Below are 14,832 nucleotides of genomic sequence, written 5' to 3'. Positions count from 1 at the left end.
TGGCGGGTGCTGCTGGGGGCGGCGGGGTTTTTTTTTGTGCCCCGGCCCCCCTTCCGGGGGGCGTTTCGGGCGCGGGCGGGGGGGCGGGGGGGGGGGGCGCCCCCGGCCCCCGGTGCCGCTTCGCCCTCCCGTCCGTCCGACGACGTGATCAGCACCAGAGGTCTGACCAAGCGCTTCCGCGGCGGCCAGCTCGCCGTGGACGGGCTGGACCTGAGCGTCCCCCGGGGTTCCGTCTTCGGCTTCCTCGGCCCCAACGGCTCCGGCAAGACCACCACGATCCGGATGCTGATGGGCCTGATCGCCCCCAGCGCCGGGGTGGCGACGGTGCTCGGCGAGCCGATGCCGCAGTCGGCGGCCTCGGTGCTGCCCCGGGTCGGCGCGCTGATCGAGGGGCCGGCGCTGTACGGCTTCCTCTCCGGCCGGGACAACCTGGCCCGGTTCGACGCCGCCGACCCGACCTCCGAGCCGCGCACCCGGCAGCGGCGGGTCACCGAGGCACTGGACCGGGTCGGCCTGGCCGCCGCGGCCGGCAAGAAGGCCCGGGCCTACTCGCTGGGCATGAAGCAGCGGCTCGGCCTGGCCTCGGCGCTGCTCCAGCCGCGCGAGCTGCTCGTCCTGGACGAGCCCACCAACGGCCTGGACCCGCAGGGCATGCGGGAGATCCGGGCGCTGGTCCGGGAGGTCGCGGCCGAGGGCACCACGGTCTTCCTCTCCTCGCACCTGCTGGACGAGATCGAGCAGGTGTGCAGCCACGCCGCGGTGATGTCGCGCGGCCGGCTGGTGGTGCAGGGCACCGTCGCCGAGCTGGCCGCCCGGGCCCGGGGCCGGCTGGTGGTGCGGACCCCGGACACCCACCGGGCCGGTGAGGTGCTGCTCGCCCACAAGGTCACCGACGTCCGGGTCGGGGACGGCCGGGTGGACGGCGACGTCGGCGCACTGGCCGAGGACGCGCTGCCCGGGCTGGTCGCGGCGCTGGTCGCGGCGGACGTCCGGGTGCACGGCTTCGGCGTGGAGCGGGGCACGTTGGAGGACGCCTTCGTGGCGCTGACCGGGGAGGGCTTCGATGTCGCGGGCTGAGACGGTGCCGGCGGTGGCGGCACCGGTGCACGGGCGGCGGCCGCAGACCGCGGCCGGGTTCCTGGCGCTGTTCCGCAACGAGCTGCTGCTGACCTTCCGCCGGGTGCGGACGATCGTGCTGCTCGGGATCCTGGCGGTGCTGCCGGTGCTGATCGGCGTGGTGGTCCGGATCGAGACGGACGGGCCGCGCGGCGGCGAGGGCCCGGCGTTCATCGCCCAGGTGACCCAGAACGGACTGTTCCTGGTGTTCACGGCGCTCGCGGTGGCGCTGCCGGTCTTCCTGCCGATGACGGTCGGCGTGGTCGCCGGGGACGCGGTGGCGGGCGAGGCGGCCGCCGGCACCCTGCGCTACCTGCTGGTGGCGCCCGCCGGGCGGACCAGGCTGCTGGCCGCCAAGTTCACCGCCGGGCTGGCGTTCTGCCTGGCGGCGACGGCGGCCGTGGCGCTCTCGGCGGTGATCACCGGGGCCGCGCTGTTCCCGGTCGGCGACGTCACGCTGATCTCCGGCGAGACCATCGGCCTCGGCCCGGCCGCGCTGCGGGCGGTGCTGGTGGCCGCCGTGGTGGCGGCCTCGCTGGCCGGGCTGGTCGCGATCGGGCTGTTCGTCTCGACGCTCACCGGCAGCGGCATCGCGGCGATGGCGGCCACCGTCGGCCTGGTGATCACGGTGCAGATCCTGGACAGCTTCCCGCAGCTGCACGCGATCCAGCCGTTCCTGTTCACCCACCACTGGCTCACCTTCGGCGACCTGCTGCGGGAGCCGATGTACTGGGACGGGGTGCTGAAGAACCTCGGGCTGCAGGCCGCCTACGTGGCGGTGTTCGGCTCGGCGGCGTGGTCCCGGTTCACCTCCCGGGACATCACCGCCTGACCGGCACCGCCCCGGCGGTGGCGTCGGCGGCGGCGGGAGCGGCGGCCGTCCGGGCCCGGACGGCCGCCCGGTCGGCGCGCACCCGCCGCAGCGCGTCCCAGGTGAGCACCGCGAGCGCCGCCCAGACCAGGGCGAAGCCGGCCCAGCGGGCGGGCGGCATCGACTCGTGGAAGACCGCGATGCCGATCAGGAACTGGAACACCGGGGCCAGGTACTGGAGCAGGCCGAGCACGCTCAGCGGCACCCGGACGGCGGCCGCGCCGAAGAACAGCAGCGGGACGGCGGTGATCACACCGCTGAGCATCAGCAGCCCGGTGTGCCCCCAGCCGTACTCGCCCGCCACGGCGTGCCCGAAGGTGCCGCGGCCGGAGACCTGGAGGACGACCAGGTAGCCGAGGGCGAAGGGGAACATGAAGGCGCTCTCGGCGGCCAGGCTCTCCAGGCCGCTCAGCCCGACCGTCTTCTTCAGCAGGCCGTAGGTGGCGAAGGAGAGGGCCAGGGTCAGCGCGATCCACGGCAGCCGCCCGTAGCCGACGGTCAGCACCGCCACGGCGAGGGCACCGATGCCCACCGCCACCCACTGGGCGGTGCGCAACCGCTCCTTGAGGACCAGCACGCCGAAGCCGATGGTGACCAGCGGGTTGATGAAGTAGCCGAGGCTGGTCTCCACCACGTGCCCGGCGTTGACGGCCCAGATGTAGACGCCCCAGTTGACCGAGATCACGGTGGCGGCGGCGCCCAGCATGGCGAGCCGGCGGGGCTGGCGCAGCAGCGGGCGGATCCAGCCCCAGTGCCGCTGGACGACCAGCAGCAGGACGACCGCGACCAGCGACCAGACCATCCGGTTGGCCAGGATGTCGTCGGCGGCGCTGGGCTCCAGCAGCGGCCAGAAGAGCGGGAACAGGCCCCACATGCCGTAGGCCGCGAAGCCGTACCAGAGGCCGTGGCCGGCCTCCTGCTGGGTTGTCTCCGCCATGGAACGCCTGCCCTCCGCGCGCACGAGTGTCGAGGCGACGGTAGCGGGCGGGACAGCGCCTGTCATCTCCGTATTCGGTTTTTGGTCATGACATTACCGGGGCGACGCGCACGGCACCGCCCGCGGCGGGTGCCGCGGGCGGTGCCACGAACGGCCGTCGGGCGCGGCCTCAGGCGCCCAGCGCGGCCTTCACGCTCTGCGCCAGCGGGACGGTCGGGCGGCCGATCAGCCGGGCCAGGTCGCCCGGGGTGCCGGCCAGCTCGCCGCGCGCGATGCCGGCGTCGACGTCCACCAGGATCTCCGCGAAGCCCTCCGGCAGGCCGGCGCCGACCAGGATCCGCAGGTGTTCCTCCGGCGCCACCCCGTGGAACGCGACCGGCCGGCCCGAGGCCAGGGCCAGCTCGGCGGCCAGCTCCGGCAGGCTCCAGGCGGCGTCGCCGCTCAGCTCGTAGACCGCGTTCTCATGGCCCTCGCCGGTGAGCACGGCCACCGCCGCGTCGGCGTAGTCCCGGCGCGGGGCGGTGGCGATCCGGCCGTCCGGGCCGGCGCTGCCGACCACGGCGCCGCGCTCGACCGTGCCGGCCGCGTCGCCCAGGTAGTTCTCGGTGTACCAGCCGTTGCGGAGCAGGGCGAAGGGCAGCCCGGACTCCCGGATGACGGCCTCGGTGGCCTTGTGCTCATCGGCCAGCTTGAAGGTGGCCACGCCCGGGGCGCTGGTGTAGGCGAGCAGCGCGACCCCGGCGGCGCGGGCCGCCTCGACCACGGCGGTGTGCTGCGGCACCCGGCTGCCGACCTCGCTGCCCGAGACGAGCAGCACCCTGTCGCCGGCGGCGAAGACGCCCGCCAGGCTCTCCGGGCGGTTGTAGTCGGCCACCCGGACGCTCACGCCGCGCTCGGCGAGGTCGGCGGCCTTCTCGGCGGAGCGGACGACCACGGCCACCTCGCTCGCGGGGACCTTGGCCAGCAGGCCCTCGACGACGAGGCGGCCGAGCTGTCCGGTGGCTCCGGTGACGACGTACATGGTGCTGCTCCCTGGGGTGGTTGTCCGTTGAACTTCCTGCTTCGGAACTCACCCTAGGGGTGGCACTAACCTTTCGTAAGTACGCACTTCAAAGTAGGGTACTGATATGCAGGTAATGAACACCGCGTCCCCGGCGCCCTCCGCGGACCCCGGCGCCCCGGCCGGCCCGCTGCCCCCGCCCGACGTCTTCGACCGGATGTGCCCCTCCCGGGGCGTCCTGGAGCACGTCACCAGCCGCTGGGGCGTCCTGGTGCTGGGCGCACTGCACGAGCGCGGCTACCGGTTCAGCGAGCTGCGCCGCCGGATCACCGGGGTGAGCGAGAAGATGCTCGCCCAGACGCTGCAGACGCTGGAGCGCGACGGCTTCGTGCTGCGCGAGGCCCACCCGGTCATCCCGCCCAGGGTCGACTACAGCCTGACCCCGCTCGGCCGGGAGGCCGCCCGGCTGGTCGCCGAGCTGGCGCACTGGACCGAGGAACGCGTCCCGGTCGTCCTGGCCGCCCGCGACGAGTACGACGCCCGGGGGCGCTGACGGCCGCCCGGGAGCCGGCGCGCGACCGACGAGGGGTGCGTCGGGCTAGGAACGGGCGTGCTGCTCGATGAGGGCCGCCAGACCGTCCAGCACCCGGGCCAGGCCGAAGGCGTAGGCGTGGTCCGGGTCGTAGGCGCCGCCGTGCGCCTCGCCGGCGGCGGCGCCGACCCGGGCCGCGACCGGGTGGCGCTCGGCGTCGAAGACCCGGGCCAGCAGTTCCGCGTTGGCGGCCCACCACTGGGCGTCGGTCATCGCGCTCTCCTGCCGGGCCGCGCGCTCGTCCGCCGCCATCCGGGCGCAGGTCTCCACGAAGCCCAGCAGATGGGTGAGCGCGGCGTCCAGCTCGACGTCCGGCAGGCCGGTGCCCTCCAGGGCGCGCAGCTCGTACTCGTACTTCGCCATCAGGCCGGGCCCGAGCGGCGGGCGGCTGGTGCCCACCGCCACCGTCCACGGATGGGCGCGGTACAGCGCGCGGTTGTCCTCGGCCACGGCGGCGGCCCCGGCCCGCCAGCCGTCGTCGGCGGGGGCGGTGCGGGGCATGGCCGCGTAGACGGTGTCCAGCATCAGGTCGAGCAGTTCCGCCTTGCCGGGCACATAGGTGTAGAGCGCCATCGGCGAGACGCCGAGCGCCTGGGCGACCCGCCGCATGGTCACGGCGTCCACCCCCTCGGCGTCCGCGATCGCGATCGCGGCGGCGGCGATCTCCGCCGGGCTCTTCGCCTGCCGGGGCCCGCGCCGGCCGGGCTTCTCCTGCGCCGACAGGCCCCAGAGCAGTGCGAGCGTGCGCGCCGGGTCCCCGGCGCTGCTGCGGTCACTGGCCATGGACCCGATCCTTTCACGCCCGGCCCGCCGGTACCGTCGGGGCCATGACCGCCGCCGACCCCGACCCGCTGCCGGGCACCGACACCCCCGAGGCCGTCCGCCCCCGGGTGACCTGCCGCCGCTGCCACCGCCCGCTGCACGACCCGGAGTCGCGCATCCTCCGCCTCGGCCCCGAGTGCCGCGACCCGGCCGAGCGCGTGCCCCGCCACGAGGTCGACCAGGACCCGCTGCCCGGACTGGACTAGAACGCGGCCACCCTGCGTGACCGGGATCACTGTTCCCGATTTCTCCGTACTGCGTATAGTGTACTGCGTACGGTAAACAGTCGACGAGAGGGTCATCGACCATGCAGATCACTTCCTCCGCCGTTTCGCTCACCGTCGAGGACGTCGGGGCGTCGGCGTCGTTCCTGCGGGAGCACTTCGGGTTCGCCGAGCAGATGTCGGCCGAGGGGTTCGTCTCCCTCGGGCACCCGAGCGCCGGGGTGAACGTCGTCCTCCTGGCGCGCGGGATCGAGGTCCTGCCGGAGGGCTTCCGCGACCAGGTCGCCGCCGGGCTGATCCTGGCCTTCGTGGTCGCCGACGTGGCCGCCGAGGAGGCGCGGCTGCGGGCCGCCGGGGTGAGGATCACCATGGCGCTGCGCGAGGAGCCGTGGGGCGAGAAGCTCTTCCAGGTCACCGACCCGAACGGGGTCGTGGTCCAGGTCGTGGAGTGGGCCGAGCAGCAGTAAGCGGCCGCGCGCAACGAAGGCGGCGCCCCCGGCCCGGAGGGGTCGGGGGCGCCGCCGTGCTCGTCGGACCGGCCGGGATCAGTCGACCGTCCAGGTGTCGCCGCCGATGAGCAGCGCGCCGAGGTCGCCCTCACCGCGGTCGGCGGCGGCGGTGGCCAGCTGGTCGGCCATCAGCTCGTCGTACACCGGCCGGCGGACGTCGCGCAGCACCCCGATCGGGGTGTGGTGCAGGGTGTCCGCGTCGGCGATCCGGGAGAGCGCGAACGCCGTGGCCGGGCCCGGCGCGTGGGCGTCGTGGACCAGCAGGGCCGACTCGTTCTCCGCGGTGACGGCGTCGACGAACAGCTCGCCGTCGGCGCCGCGGAAGACGCCCCGGGCGCGGTCCGCGCCGAAGCGGACCGGCTGCCCGTGCTCCAGCCGGATCAGCGCCTCGTCCCGGGTGCCGGCCTCCTTGAGCACCTCGAAGGCGCCGTCGTTGAAGATGTTGCAGTTCTGGTAGATCTCGACCAGTGCGGTGCCCTCGTGCTCGGCCGCCGCCCGCAGCACCGACTGGAGGTGCTGGCGGTCGGAGTCGATGGTCCGGGCGACGAAGGTGGCCTCCGCGCCGATGGCCAGCGAGAGCGGGTTGAACGGGGCGTCCAGTGATCCCATCGGTGTGGACTTGGTGATCTTCCCGAGTTCACTGGTCGGCGAGTACTGGCCCTTGGTCAGGCCGTAGATACGGTTGTTGAACAGAAGGATCTTCAGATTCACATTGCGGCGCAGTGCGTGGATCAGATGATTTCCACCGATCGACAACGCGTCGCCGTCCCCGGTCACCACCCAGACGCTGAGGTCCCGCCGGGAGGTCGCCAGCCCGGTGGCGATCGCCGGGGCACGGCCGTGGATCGAGTGCACCCCGTAGGTGTTCATGTAGTACGGGAAGCGGGACGAGCAGCCGATACCGGAGACGAAGACGGTGTTCTCCCGTCTGATCCCCAACTCCGGCATGAACGCCTGCACCGCCGCCAGGATCGCGTAGTCACCGCAGCCCGGGCACCAGCGCACCTCCTGGTCGGTCTTGAACTCCTTGGCGCTCTGCGGCGCCTCGGCCTTCGGGACCAGCTTCAACGAGCGGAACTGCTCGCTCATCGGTTGTCCTCCTCGTCCAGGGTGCCGATCGCCGCCCACAGCACGTCCGCCAACTGCGCCGCCTTGAAGGGCAGTCCGCGCACCTGGTTGTAGGACTCCGCGTCCACCAGGTACTTGGCGCGCAGCAGCAGCGCCAGCTGGCCGAGGTTCATCTCGGGCACGACGACCTTGTCGTAACTCCGCAGCACCGTGCCCAGGTTGGCCGGGAACGGGTTGAGGTTGCGCAGGTGCGCCTGGGCGACCAGTCCGCCGTCCGAGCGGACCCGGCGGACCGCCGCGGTGATCGGGCCGTACGTCGAACCCCAGCCGAGCACCAGGACCCGGGCCTCGCCGGAAGGATCGTCGACCACCGTGTCGGGCACCGTGATGCCGTCCACCTTGGCCTGCCGGGTGCGGACCATGAAGTCGTGGTTGGCCGGGTCGTAGGAGATGTTGCCGGTGCCGTCCTGCTTCTCGATACCGCCGATCCGGTGCTCCAGGCCGGGCGTGCCGGGCAGCGCCCAGGGGCGGGCCAGCGTCCGGGGGTCGCGCAGGTAGGGCCAGTAGGAGCCGTCCTCGCGGTTCGGCTCGGTGGCGAAGTCCGGGTCGATCAGCGGAAGTTCGTCGACCGCCGGGATCCGCCAGGGCTCCGAGCCGTTGGCCAGGTAGCCGTCCGAGAGCAGGAAGACCGGGGTGCGGTAGGTGACCGCGATGCGGGCCGCCTCCAGTGCCGCGTCGAAGCACTCGGCCGGTGTCGCCGGGGCCACGATCGGCACCGGGGCCTCGCCGTTGCGGCCGAACATCGCCTGCAGCAGGTCGGCCTGCTCGGTCTTGGTCGGCAGACCGGTGGACGGGCCGCCGCGCTGGATGTCCACCACCAGCAGCGGAAGTTCGAGCGACACGGCCAGGCCGATGGTCTCGCTCTTGAGCGCCACGCCCGGGCCGGAGGTGGTGGTCACGCCGAGCGCGCCGCCGAAGGCCGCGCCGAGGGCCGCGCCGATGCCGGCGATCTCGTCCTCGGCCTGGAAGGTGCGCACGCCGAAGTTCTTGTGCCGGCTGAGCTCGTGCAGGATGTCCGAGGCCGGGGTGATCGGGTACGAGCCCAGGTAGAGCGGCAGCCCGGAGCGCCGGGCGGCGGCGATCAGGCCGTAGGACAGCGCCAGGTTGCCGGAGATGTTGCGGTAGCGGCCCGGCGGCAGCTTGGCCGGCGACACCTCGTAGGACACCGCGAAGGACTCGGTGGTCTCGCCGAAGTTCCAGCCGGCCCGGAAGGCGCTGATGTTGGCCTCGGCGATCTGCGGCTTCTTGGCGAACTTGGTGCGCAGGAAGGACTCGGTGCCGTGGGTCGGGCGGTGGTACATCCAGGAGAGCAGGCCCAGCGCGAACATGTTCTTGGCGCGCTCGGCGTCCTTGCGGGCGAGGCCGCTCTCCTTGAGCGCTTCCAGGGTCAGCGTGGTGAGCGGCACCTTGTGCAGGTGGTAGCCCTGCAGCGAGCCGTCCTCCAGCGGGTCCGCGCCGTACCCGACCTTGGCGAGCGCGCGCTTGGTGAACTCGTCGGTGTTGACGATGATCTCCGCACCGCGCGGCAGGTCGGGGAGGTTGGCCTTGAGGGCGGCCGGGTTCATCGCCACCAGGACGTTGGGGGCGTCCCCCGGGGTCAGGATGTCGTGGTCGGCGAAGTGGAGTTGGAAGGACGAGACACCCGGCAGGGTTCCGGCGGGAGCGCGGATCTCGGCCGGGAAGTTGGGCAGGGTGGAGAGGTCGTTGCCGAAGGACGCCGTCTCCGAGGTGAAGCGGTCGCCGGTGAGCTGCATGCCGTCGCCGGAGTCGCCGGCGAACCTGATGATCACCCGGTCCAGCTTGCGGATCGGCTTGGTGCCCCGGTGCTGTGGACCGACCGGCACGGCAGGGCCCGATCGGCCCTCGTCCCCGTTCGAGCCGTCCACTGCTTCTGACTGATCGACCTGACTGGTCACTGCCGCGGACCTCCTCGTGGGCACCAGCCGCGGGCGTGAGCCGTGTGCCCCGTCCGCCTGGTGCACCTCTCGCATCCTATGCGGGTAAGGATTGCCTTGGACGGAACTTCCCGATGCGGCGGAAAATCACCGCCGCAGCCGGGAAAAACGCCGTGAACGACCGGTTCGGGACACTGGATCGACCATATGGTTCGGACGCGAACGCCACCTTCGAACGGTCCGACGGCCGGCCGGTCAGGAATTCAGATAGGTGAGCACCGCGAGCACGCGCCGGTGATCTCCCGGGCTCTGCGCGAGCCCCAGCTTCAGGAAGATGTTGCTGACGTGCTTCTCCACCGCGCCCTCCGAGACCACCAGCTGCTTGGCCACCGCGGTGTTGGTCCGGCCCTCCGCCATCAGCCCCAGCACCTCGCGCTCGCGCGGGGTGAGCCCGGCCAGCACGTCGCCCTTGCGGCTGCGGCTCAGCAGCTGCTGGACGACCTCCGGGTCCAGCGCGGTGCCGCCCTCGGCGACCCGCACCACCGCGTCCACGAACTCGCGCACCTCGGCCACCCGGTCCTTCAGCAGGTAGCCGACGCCACGGGTGGAACCGGCCAGTAGTTCGGATGCGTAGCGCTCCTCGACGAACTGCGACAGGACCAGCACGCCGAGCTCCGGGTAGAGGCCGCGCAGGGTCACGCAGGCCCGCAGGCCCTCGTCGGTGTGGGTGGGGGGCATCCGCACATCGGAGACCACCACATCGGGCAGCGCGCCGTCGGCGGCCAGGTCGTGGATCGTCTTGATCAGTGCCTCGCCGTCACCGACGCCGGCCACCACCTCCAGGCCGCGGTCGGTGAGCAGCCGGGTCAGGCCCTCCCGCAGCAGTACGGAGTCCTCGGCGATGACGACGCGAAGCATGGCGGCCTTCCGGATGGGCGGAGGTGCGGACACGGTGCTGACGGGTGTCAGTCTCCCCCATCCGCGCGGGTCCCCGGGACCAGGGGCGGCACATCGCCCCGCCCGCTCCCGGCGGGCGGCCGGAGGGCCTGAGGGCCTGAGGGCCTGAGGGCCGTCGGGCCGTGAGCTGTGGGCCGTCGGGCCGTCGGGCCGTCGGGCCGTCACATGGTCCGGATGGCCACCGAGTCGCAGAGCGCCTGCAGCGCGTTCTTCGCCGGGCCGGCCGGGAGCGGGTCCAGCAGCGCCCGGGCCTCCTCGGCGTGCCGCAGGGTCTCCCGGCGGGCGTGCTCCAGCGCCGGGTGGTGGCGCAGCAGCCGCAGCGCCTCGGCGTGCAGCTCGTCGTCGGCGAGGTCCTTGCGCAGCAGCTCGCGCAGCCGGGCGTCGTCCGGGTCGGCCGGGTCCGCGGGCATCTGCCGCAGCAGCAGGGTCGGCAGGGTCTCCACGCCCTCGCGCAGGTCGGTGCCGGGGGTCTTGCCGGACTCGTGGCCGTCGCTGGCGATGTCCAGCACGTCGTCGGCCAGCTGGAAGGCGATGCCGATCCGCTCGCCGAAGGCGCTGAGGATGTCGATCACCCAGGGTTCGGCGCCGGCCGCCAGCGCTCCTATCCGGCAGGAGACGGCGATCAGCGAGCCGGTCTTGCCGGCCAGCACCCTCAGGTAGTGGTCGAGCGGGTCGTCCTCCGGGCCGGGGCCGGCGGTCTCCAGGATCTGGCCGGTGACCAGCCGCTCGAACGCGTCGGCCTGCAGCCGGACGGCCTCCGGGCCGAGGTCGGCGAGCACCTGGGAGGCGCGGGAGAAGAGGAAGTCGCCGGTCAGGATGGCGACCGAGTTGTCCCACCGGGAGTTGGCGCTGGGGGCGCCGCGCCGCACCGGGGCCTCGTCCATGACGTCGTCGTGGTAGAGCGTGGCGAGGTGGGTGAGCTCGACGACCACGGCGGCCGGGACCACCCCTGGCGCGTTGGCGTCGCCGAACTGGGCGGCGAGCAGCACCAGCAGCGGACGGAAGCGCTTGCCGCCGGCCTCCATCAGGTGGCTGGCGGTGACGGTGATGAACGGGACGTCGCTCTTCACGGCGTCCGTGAGCGCGATCTCCACCGCGTCCATCCCGGCCTGGACGTCGCGGGTCAGATCGCGGTCCTGCACGCTGAGCCCAAAGGGTCCCACGACGGTCACGAAGACCACTCCTCTGTCCCTGGTCGATCTAGCGGCCCGGTCCCTGAGTGCCGCCGCTGGCCATACAGGCAGGGTATCCGGTCGCGAGTGGATCACTGCACGGGCGTGCGGCTCTGTCATGCCCGGGGCGTCCCCGCTGGCCAGCACCGATTCCCCAACGACGCGTCCGGGCCGCGCACGGGGGCGCGACCCGGACGGTCGGCGGAGCGGTCGCCCCGCTCTCCGCCGGGGCGGTCGGCCGGGCCCCGGCGGGACGGCCGACCGGTCCCGGGCGGACGGTCAGCCGACGAAGAACACGGCCTTCGAGGCCAGGTCGAGGAAGTACTGCGGCAGCAGTCCGAGCCCCACCGTGACCAGCACACCGACGCCGATCGCGGTCGCCGTGAAGGCGCTCGGGATGGCGACGGTCGGGCCGCCCGGCTGCGGGTCGGAGAAGAACATCAGCACGATGACCCGGATGTAGAAGAACGCCGCGACCGCCGAGCTGAGCACGCCCACGATCACCAGCGGGGTGGCCCCGCCGGCCGCCGCGGCCTGGAACACCGCGAACTTCCCGGTGAACCCTGAGGTCAGCGGGATGCCCGCGAAGGCCAGCAGGAAGAGCGCGAACACCGCCGCGACCAGCGGGGAGCGCCGGCCCAGGCCCGCCCAGCTGGACAGGTGGGTGGCCTCGCCCTTGGAGTCGCGCACCAGGGTGACCACGGCGAACGCGCCGAGCGTCACGAAGGAGTACGCCAGCAGGTAGAACAGCACCGAGCCGACGCCCTGCCGGTTGCTGGCGATCACGCCGGTGAGGATGAAGCCGGCGTGCGCGATCGAGGAGTAGGCGAGCAGCCGCTTGACGTCCTGCTGGGTGACGGCGAGGACCGCGCCGACCACCATGGTGAGGATCGCCACACCCCAGAGCACCGGCCGCCAGTCCAGCCGCAGCGCCGGGAAGGCCACGTAGAACAGCCGCAGCACGGCGCCGAACGCGGCCACCTTGGTCGCCGCCGCCATGAAGCCGGTGACCGGCGTCGGCGCGCCCTGGTAGACGTCCGGGGTCCAGGAGTGGAACGGCACCGCGCCGACCTTGAAGAGCAGGCCCACCGACAGCATCGCCAGGCCCACCAGCAGCAGGGCGTCGTTCTGGGTCGAGGAGACCAGCGCCGGGGTGAGCAGTGCGTTGCCGGAGATGACGTCGGCGATCTCGCCCAGCCGCACCGTGCCCGCGAAGCCGTACAGCAGCGCGGTGCCGAACAGGAAGAACGCCGAGGCGAAGGCGCCGAGGAGGAAGTACTTGACCGCCGCCTCCTGGGAGAGCAGCCGGCGGCGCCGGGCCAGCGCGCAGAGCAGGTAGAGCGGGAGGGAGAAGACCTCCAGCGCGACGAACATCGTCAGCAGGTCGTTGGCGGCCGGGAACAGCAGCATGCCGCCGACCGCGAACATGGTGAGCGGGAAGACCTCACTGGTGGTGAAGCCGGCCCGGATCGCGCCGCGCTCCTGCTCGCCGCCGGGGGTGGCGGAGGCCTGGGCGGCGAACGCATCGGCCGGTGCGCCCCCGGCCTTGGGCTCCAGCCGGCGCTCGGCGTAGGTCAGCACCGCGACCACCGCGACCAGCAGGATGACGCCCTGGAGGAAGAGCGTCGGGCCGTCCAGGGCGACCGCGCCCATCGCGACCGCGTCGACCTTGGTGGTGCCGTAGCCCTGGGCGGCGAGCACCAGGACGGCGACGAAGGCGCCGGCCAGGCCGGTCAGCGCGGTCACCACCTGGGCCCAGTGCCGCAGCCGCCGGGGCAGGAAGGCCTCCAGCAGGATGCCGGTCACGGCGGCACCGAACACCACCAGCATCGGCGAGAGCCGGCCGTACTCGATGTGCGGTGCGGGGATGCTCTGGGTGCCGCCGGCGGCGGCGAGCCATCCGGTGCTGCTCATTTGTGCTCACCTCCTGAGCGGGCGGCCCCGTCCTGGCCGTTCCCGTGGTCGGCGACCGGGTGGGCCGGCGCCGGGTCGGTCTGGTGGACCTGCGAGAGGGTCGCGTTCACCGAGGGGTTGACCAGATCGGTGAGCGGCTTCGGGTAGACGCCGAGCAGCACGGTGAGCGCCACCAGCGGGGCCACCACGGCGAGTTCGCGGGCCTTGAGGTCGGTGATGCCGCTGACGCCCTCCTTGACCGGGCCGGTCATGGTGCGCTGGTAGAGCAGCAGGGCGTACAGCGCGGCGAGCACGATGCCGAGGGTGGCCACGATGCCCACCGCCGGGTAGCGGGTGAAGGTGCCGACCAGGACCAGGAACTCGCTGACGAAGGGCGCCAGTCCGGGCAGCGAGAGGGTGGCCAGTCCGCCGATGAGGAAGGTACCGGCGAGCACCGGGGCGACCTTCTGCACGCCGCCGTAGTCGGCGATCAGCCGGGAGCCGCGGCGGGAGATCAGGAAGCCGGCCACCAGCATCCACGCGGCGGTGGAGATGCCGTGGTTGACCATGTAGAGGGTGGCTCCGCTCTGACCCTGGCTGGTCAGCGCGAAGATGCCCATGATGATGAAGCCGAAGTGCGAGATCGAGGCGTAGGCGACCAGCCGCTTGATGTCCTTCTGGCCGATGGCCAGCAGCGCGCCGTAGATGATCCCGATCACCGAGAGGACCAGGATCGCCGGTCCGAAGGTCTTCGAGGCCTCCGGGAACAGCCCGAGGCAGAAGCGGAGCATCGCGAAGGTGCCGACCTTGTCGACCACGGCGGTGATCAGCACGGCGGTGCCGGCGGTGGCCTCGCCCATCGCGTTCGGCAGCCAGGTGTGCAGCGGCCAGAGCGGGGCCTTGACCGCGAAGGCGAAGAAGAAGCCGAGGAACAGCGCCTTCTCGGCGGGGCCGCTGAACTGCAGCCGGCCGTCGGCGACCGCGCCGGTGAGCGCCTGCAGGTCGAAGGTGGCCAGGCCCTGGTCCTGCGCGATCACGTACAGGCCGATCACGGCGGCCAGCATGACCAGGCCGCCGAGCAGGTTGTACAGCAGGAACTTCACCGCGGCGTAGGACCGCTGACGGTCCGACTCCGGGCCGCCGGCCCGGTCCCCGAAGCCGCCGATGAGGAAGTACATCGGGATCAGCATGGCTTCGAAGAACACGTAGAAGACGAAGACGTCGGTGGCGTAGAAGGAGACGATCACCATCGCCTCCACCGCCAGGACCAGGGCGAAGAAGCCCTGGGTGCGGCGCCGGTTCTCGAAGGTCCCCTCGGCCGCGGCCGCGGCCGCGCCCGTCGCCGAGGTGGCCGCGGGGGCGGCCGGGTCGGCGTCGTGCCAGGAGGCCAGCAGCACGACCGGCACCAGGACGGCGGTGAGCAGGGCGAGGACGGCGCCGATGCCGTCCACGCCGAGCGAGAAGCTGATGCCGAAGGAGCGGATCCAGCTGTAGGACTCGGTCAGCTGGTAGCGCGCGCCGTCCGGGTCGAACCGCACGGCCACCGCCCCGGCCAGGGCCAGGGTGACGGCCGAGAAGGCCAGTGCCGCCGTCTTGGCGGTGCGCCGCCGGCTCTCGCTGGTCCCGGCCGGCAGCGCGGCGGTGACCACCGCGCCGGCCGCCGGGACCGCGCAGGTGGCGGTGAGGAGGGCGCTCATGCCTCGGCCTCCTGACGAC

General features: G+C 72.8%; 14 protein-coding genes. 5 read left to right on the top strand and 9 right to left on the bottom strand.

The genetic code is table 11. The features are described 5' to 3' along the window. Nucleotides 1–144: 144 nt before the first annotated feature. Both ACFVVL_RS25215 and ACFVVL_RS25210 read left to right on the top strand, forming a co-directional pair. Complete coding sequence (locus ACFVVL_RS25215; protein ID WP_387678862.1) at nt 145–1,077, top strand: ABC transporter ATP-binding protein; 933 nt, start codon at nt 145–147, stop codon at nt 1,075–1,077. After that, on the top strand, nt 1,064–1,948 hold the full coding sequence (locus ACFVVL_RS25210; protein WP_387678859.1) for an ABC transporter permease: 885 nt from the start codon (nt 1,064–1,066) through the stop codon (nt 1,946–1,948). The genes ACFVVL_RS25215 and ACFVVL_RS25210 overlap by 14 nt, the downstream gene beginning before the upstream one ends. Here the strand turns inward: ACFVVL_RS25210 and rarD are convergent. Together rarD and ACFVVL_RS25200 are read right to left on the bottom strand one after the other, a co-directional pair. Further along, complete coding sequence (rarD, locus tag ACFVVL_RS25205; protein WP_387678857.1) at nt 1,938–2,924, bottom strand: EamA family transporter RarD; 987 nt, start codon at nt 2,922–2,924, stop codon at nt 1,938–1,940. The two genes, ACFVVL_RS25210 and rarD, sit on opposite strands and share 11 nt — an antisense overlap. Nucleotides 2,925–3,093: 169 nt before the next feature. After that, nucleotides 3,094–3,945, bottom strand: a complete 852-nt coding sequence (locus ACFVVL_RS25200) for an SDR family oxidoreductase (protein ID WP_387678855.1) — start codon at nt 3,943–3,945, stop codon at nt 3,094–3,096. 115 nt (nt 3,946–4,060) lie between these two features. Between ACFVVL_RS25200 and ACFVVL_RS25195 the strand changes: the two genes are divergently transcribed. Then, the gene (locus ACFVVL_RS25195; RefSeq protein ID WP_380286995.1) at nt 4,061–4,477 is read left to right on the top strand and encodes a winged helix-turn-helix transcriptional regulator; all 417 of its coding nucleotides are present in this window, start codon (nt 4,061–4,063) and stop codon (nt 4,475–4,477) included. A 45-nt stretch (nt 4,478–4,522) separates the two neighbouring features. Here the strand turns inward: ACFVVL_RS25195 and ACFVVL_RS25190 are convergent, their stop codons facing one another. Next, complete coding sequence (locus ACFVVL_RS25190; RefSeq protein WP_380286980.1) at nt 4,523–5,299, bottom strand: TetR/AcrR family transcriptional regulator; 777 nt, start codon at nt 5,297–5,299, stop codon at nt 4,523–4,525. Between the two features lie 44 nt (nt 5,300–5,343). Between ACFVVL_RS25190 and ACFVVL_RS25185 the strand changes: the two genes are divergently transcribed. After that, the gene (locus ACFVVL_RS25185) at nt 5,344–5,544 is read left to right on the top strand and encodes a DUF6011 domain-containing protein (protein WP_380286979.1); all 201 of its coding nucleotides are present in this window, start codon (nt 5,344–5,346) and stop codon (nt 5,542–5,544) included. A gap of 101 nt (nt 5,545–5,645) precedes the next feature. After that, nucleotides 5,646–6,029, top strand: coding sequence for a VOC family protein (locus ACFVVL_RS25180; protein WP_380286978.1), 384 nt, complete (start codon nt 5,646–5,648; stop codon nt 6,027–6,029). 78 nt (nt 6,030–6,107) lie between these two features. On the opposite strand, the gene ACFVVL_RS25175 is transcribed toward ACFVVL_RS25180, so the two are convergent. From ACFVVL_RS25175 to ACFVVL_RS25150, 6 genes are all read right to left on the bottom strand, one after another. After that, nucleotides 6,108–7,160: a 2-oxoacid:ferredoxin oxidoreductase subunit beta gene (locus ACFVVL_RS25175; protein ID WP_387678850.1), complete on the bottom strand. Its 1,053-nt coding sequence runs from the start codon at nt 7,158–7,160 to the stop codon at nt 6,108–6,110. Continuing rightward, entirely contained in the window at nt 7,157–9,115 is a 1,959-nt protein-coding gene (locus ACFVVL_RS25170) for a 2-oxoacid:acceptor oxidoreductase subunit alpha (RefSeq protein WP_387678847.1), read from the bottom strand. The genes ACFVVL_RS25175 and ACFVVL_RS25170 overlap by 4 nt, the downstream gene beginning before the upstream one ends. 234 nt (nt 9,116–9,349) lie before the next feature. Then, on the bottom strand, nt 9,350–10,012 hold the full coding sequence (locus ACFVVL_RS25165; RefSeq protein WP_380286975.1) for a LuxR C-terminal-related transcriptional regulator: 663 nt from the start codon (nt 10,010–10,012) through the stop codon (nt 9,350–9,352). A gap of 200 nt (nt 10,013–10,212) precedes the next feature. Continuing rightward, entirely contained in the window at nt 10,213–11,223 is a 1,011-nt protein-coding gene (locus tag ACFVVL_RS25160; RefSeq protein ID WP_380286974.1) for a polyprenyl synthetase family protein, read from the bottom strand. Between the two features lie 279 nt (nt 11,224–11,502). Beyond that, nucleotides 11,503–13,137, bottom strand: coding sequence for an NADH-quinone oxidoreductase subunit NuoN (nuoN, locus tag ACFVVL_RS25155; protein ID WP_380286973.1), 1,635 nt, complete (start codon nt 13,135–13,137; stop codon nt 11,503–11,505). Further along, nucleotides 13,134–14,813 (bottom strand): NADH-quinone oxidoreductase subunit M, encoded by a 1,680-nt coding sequence (locus ACFVVL_RS25150; RefSeq protein WP_387678842.1) that lies wholly within the window; start codon nt 14,811–14,813, stop codon nt 13,134–13,136. Before ACFVVL_RS25150 ends, nuoN begins: the two co-directional genes overlap by 4 nt. Nucleotides 14,814–14,832: the final 19 nt, after the last annotated feature.

It is taken from the genome of Kitasatospora sp. NPDC058115, from assembly GCF_042884635.1.
Lineage (GTDB): Bacteria > Actinomycetota > Actinomycetes > Streptomycetales > Streptomycetaceae > Kitasatospora.
The sequence above is the reverse complement of the archived record's forward strand: the minus strand, read 5'-3'. Positions and strand labels throughout refer to the sequence as shown.

Bases quoted from the DNA above. Each gene is read 5' to 3' on its own strand.
- ACFVVL_RS25210 (WP_387678859.1), top strand. From the start codon at position 1,064: ATGTCGCGGGCTGAGACGGTGCCGGCGGTGGCGGCACCGGTGCACGGG.
- rarD (WP_387678857.1), bottom strand. From the start codon at position 2,924: ATGGCGGAGACAACCCAGCAGGAGGCCGGCCACGGCCTCTGGTACGGC.
- ACFVVL_RS25200 (WP_387678855.1), bottom strand. From the start codon at position 3,945: ATGTACGTCGTCACCGGAGCCACCGGACAGCTCGGCCGCCTCGTCGTC.
- ACFVVL_RS25195 (WP_380286995.1), top strand. From the start codon at position 4,061: ATGAACACCGCGTCCCCGGCGCCCTCCGCGGACCCCGGCGCCCCGGCC.
- ACFVVL_RS25190 (WP_380286980.1), bottom strand. From the start codon at position 5,299: ATGGCCAGTGACCGCAGCAGCGCCGGGGACCCGGCGCGCACGCTCGCA.
- ACFVVL_RS25185 (WP_380286979.1), top strand. From the start codon at position 5,344: ATGACCGCCGCCGACCCCGACCCGCTGCCGGGCACCGACACCCCCGAG.
- ACFVVL_RS25180 (WP_380286978.1), top strand. From the start codon at position 5,646: ATGCAGATCACTTCCTCCGCCGTTTCGCTCACCGTCGAGGACGTCGGG.
- ACFVVL_RS25175 (WP_387678850.1), bottom strand. From the start codon at position 7,160: ATGAGCGAGCAGTTCCGCTCGTTGAAGCTGGTCCCGAAGGCCGAGGCG.
- ACFVVL_RS25165 (WP_380286975.1), bottom strand. From the start codon at position 10,012: ATGCTTCGCGTCGTCATCGCCGAGGACTCCGTACTGCTGCGGGAGGGC.
- nuoN (WP_380286973.1), bottom strand. From the start codon at position 13,137: ATGAGCAGCACCGGATGGCTCGCCGCCGCCGGCGGCACCCAGAGCATC.
- ACFVVL_RS25150 (WP_387678842.1), bottom strand. From the start codon at position 14,813: ATGAGCGCCCTCCTCACCGCCACCTGCGCGGTCCCGGCGGCCGGCGCG.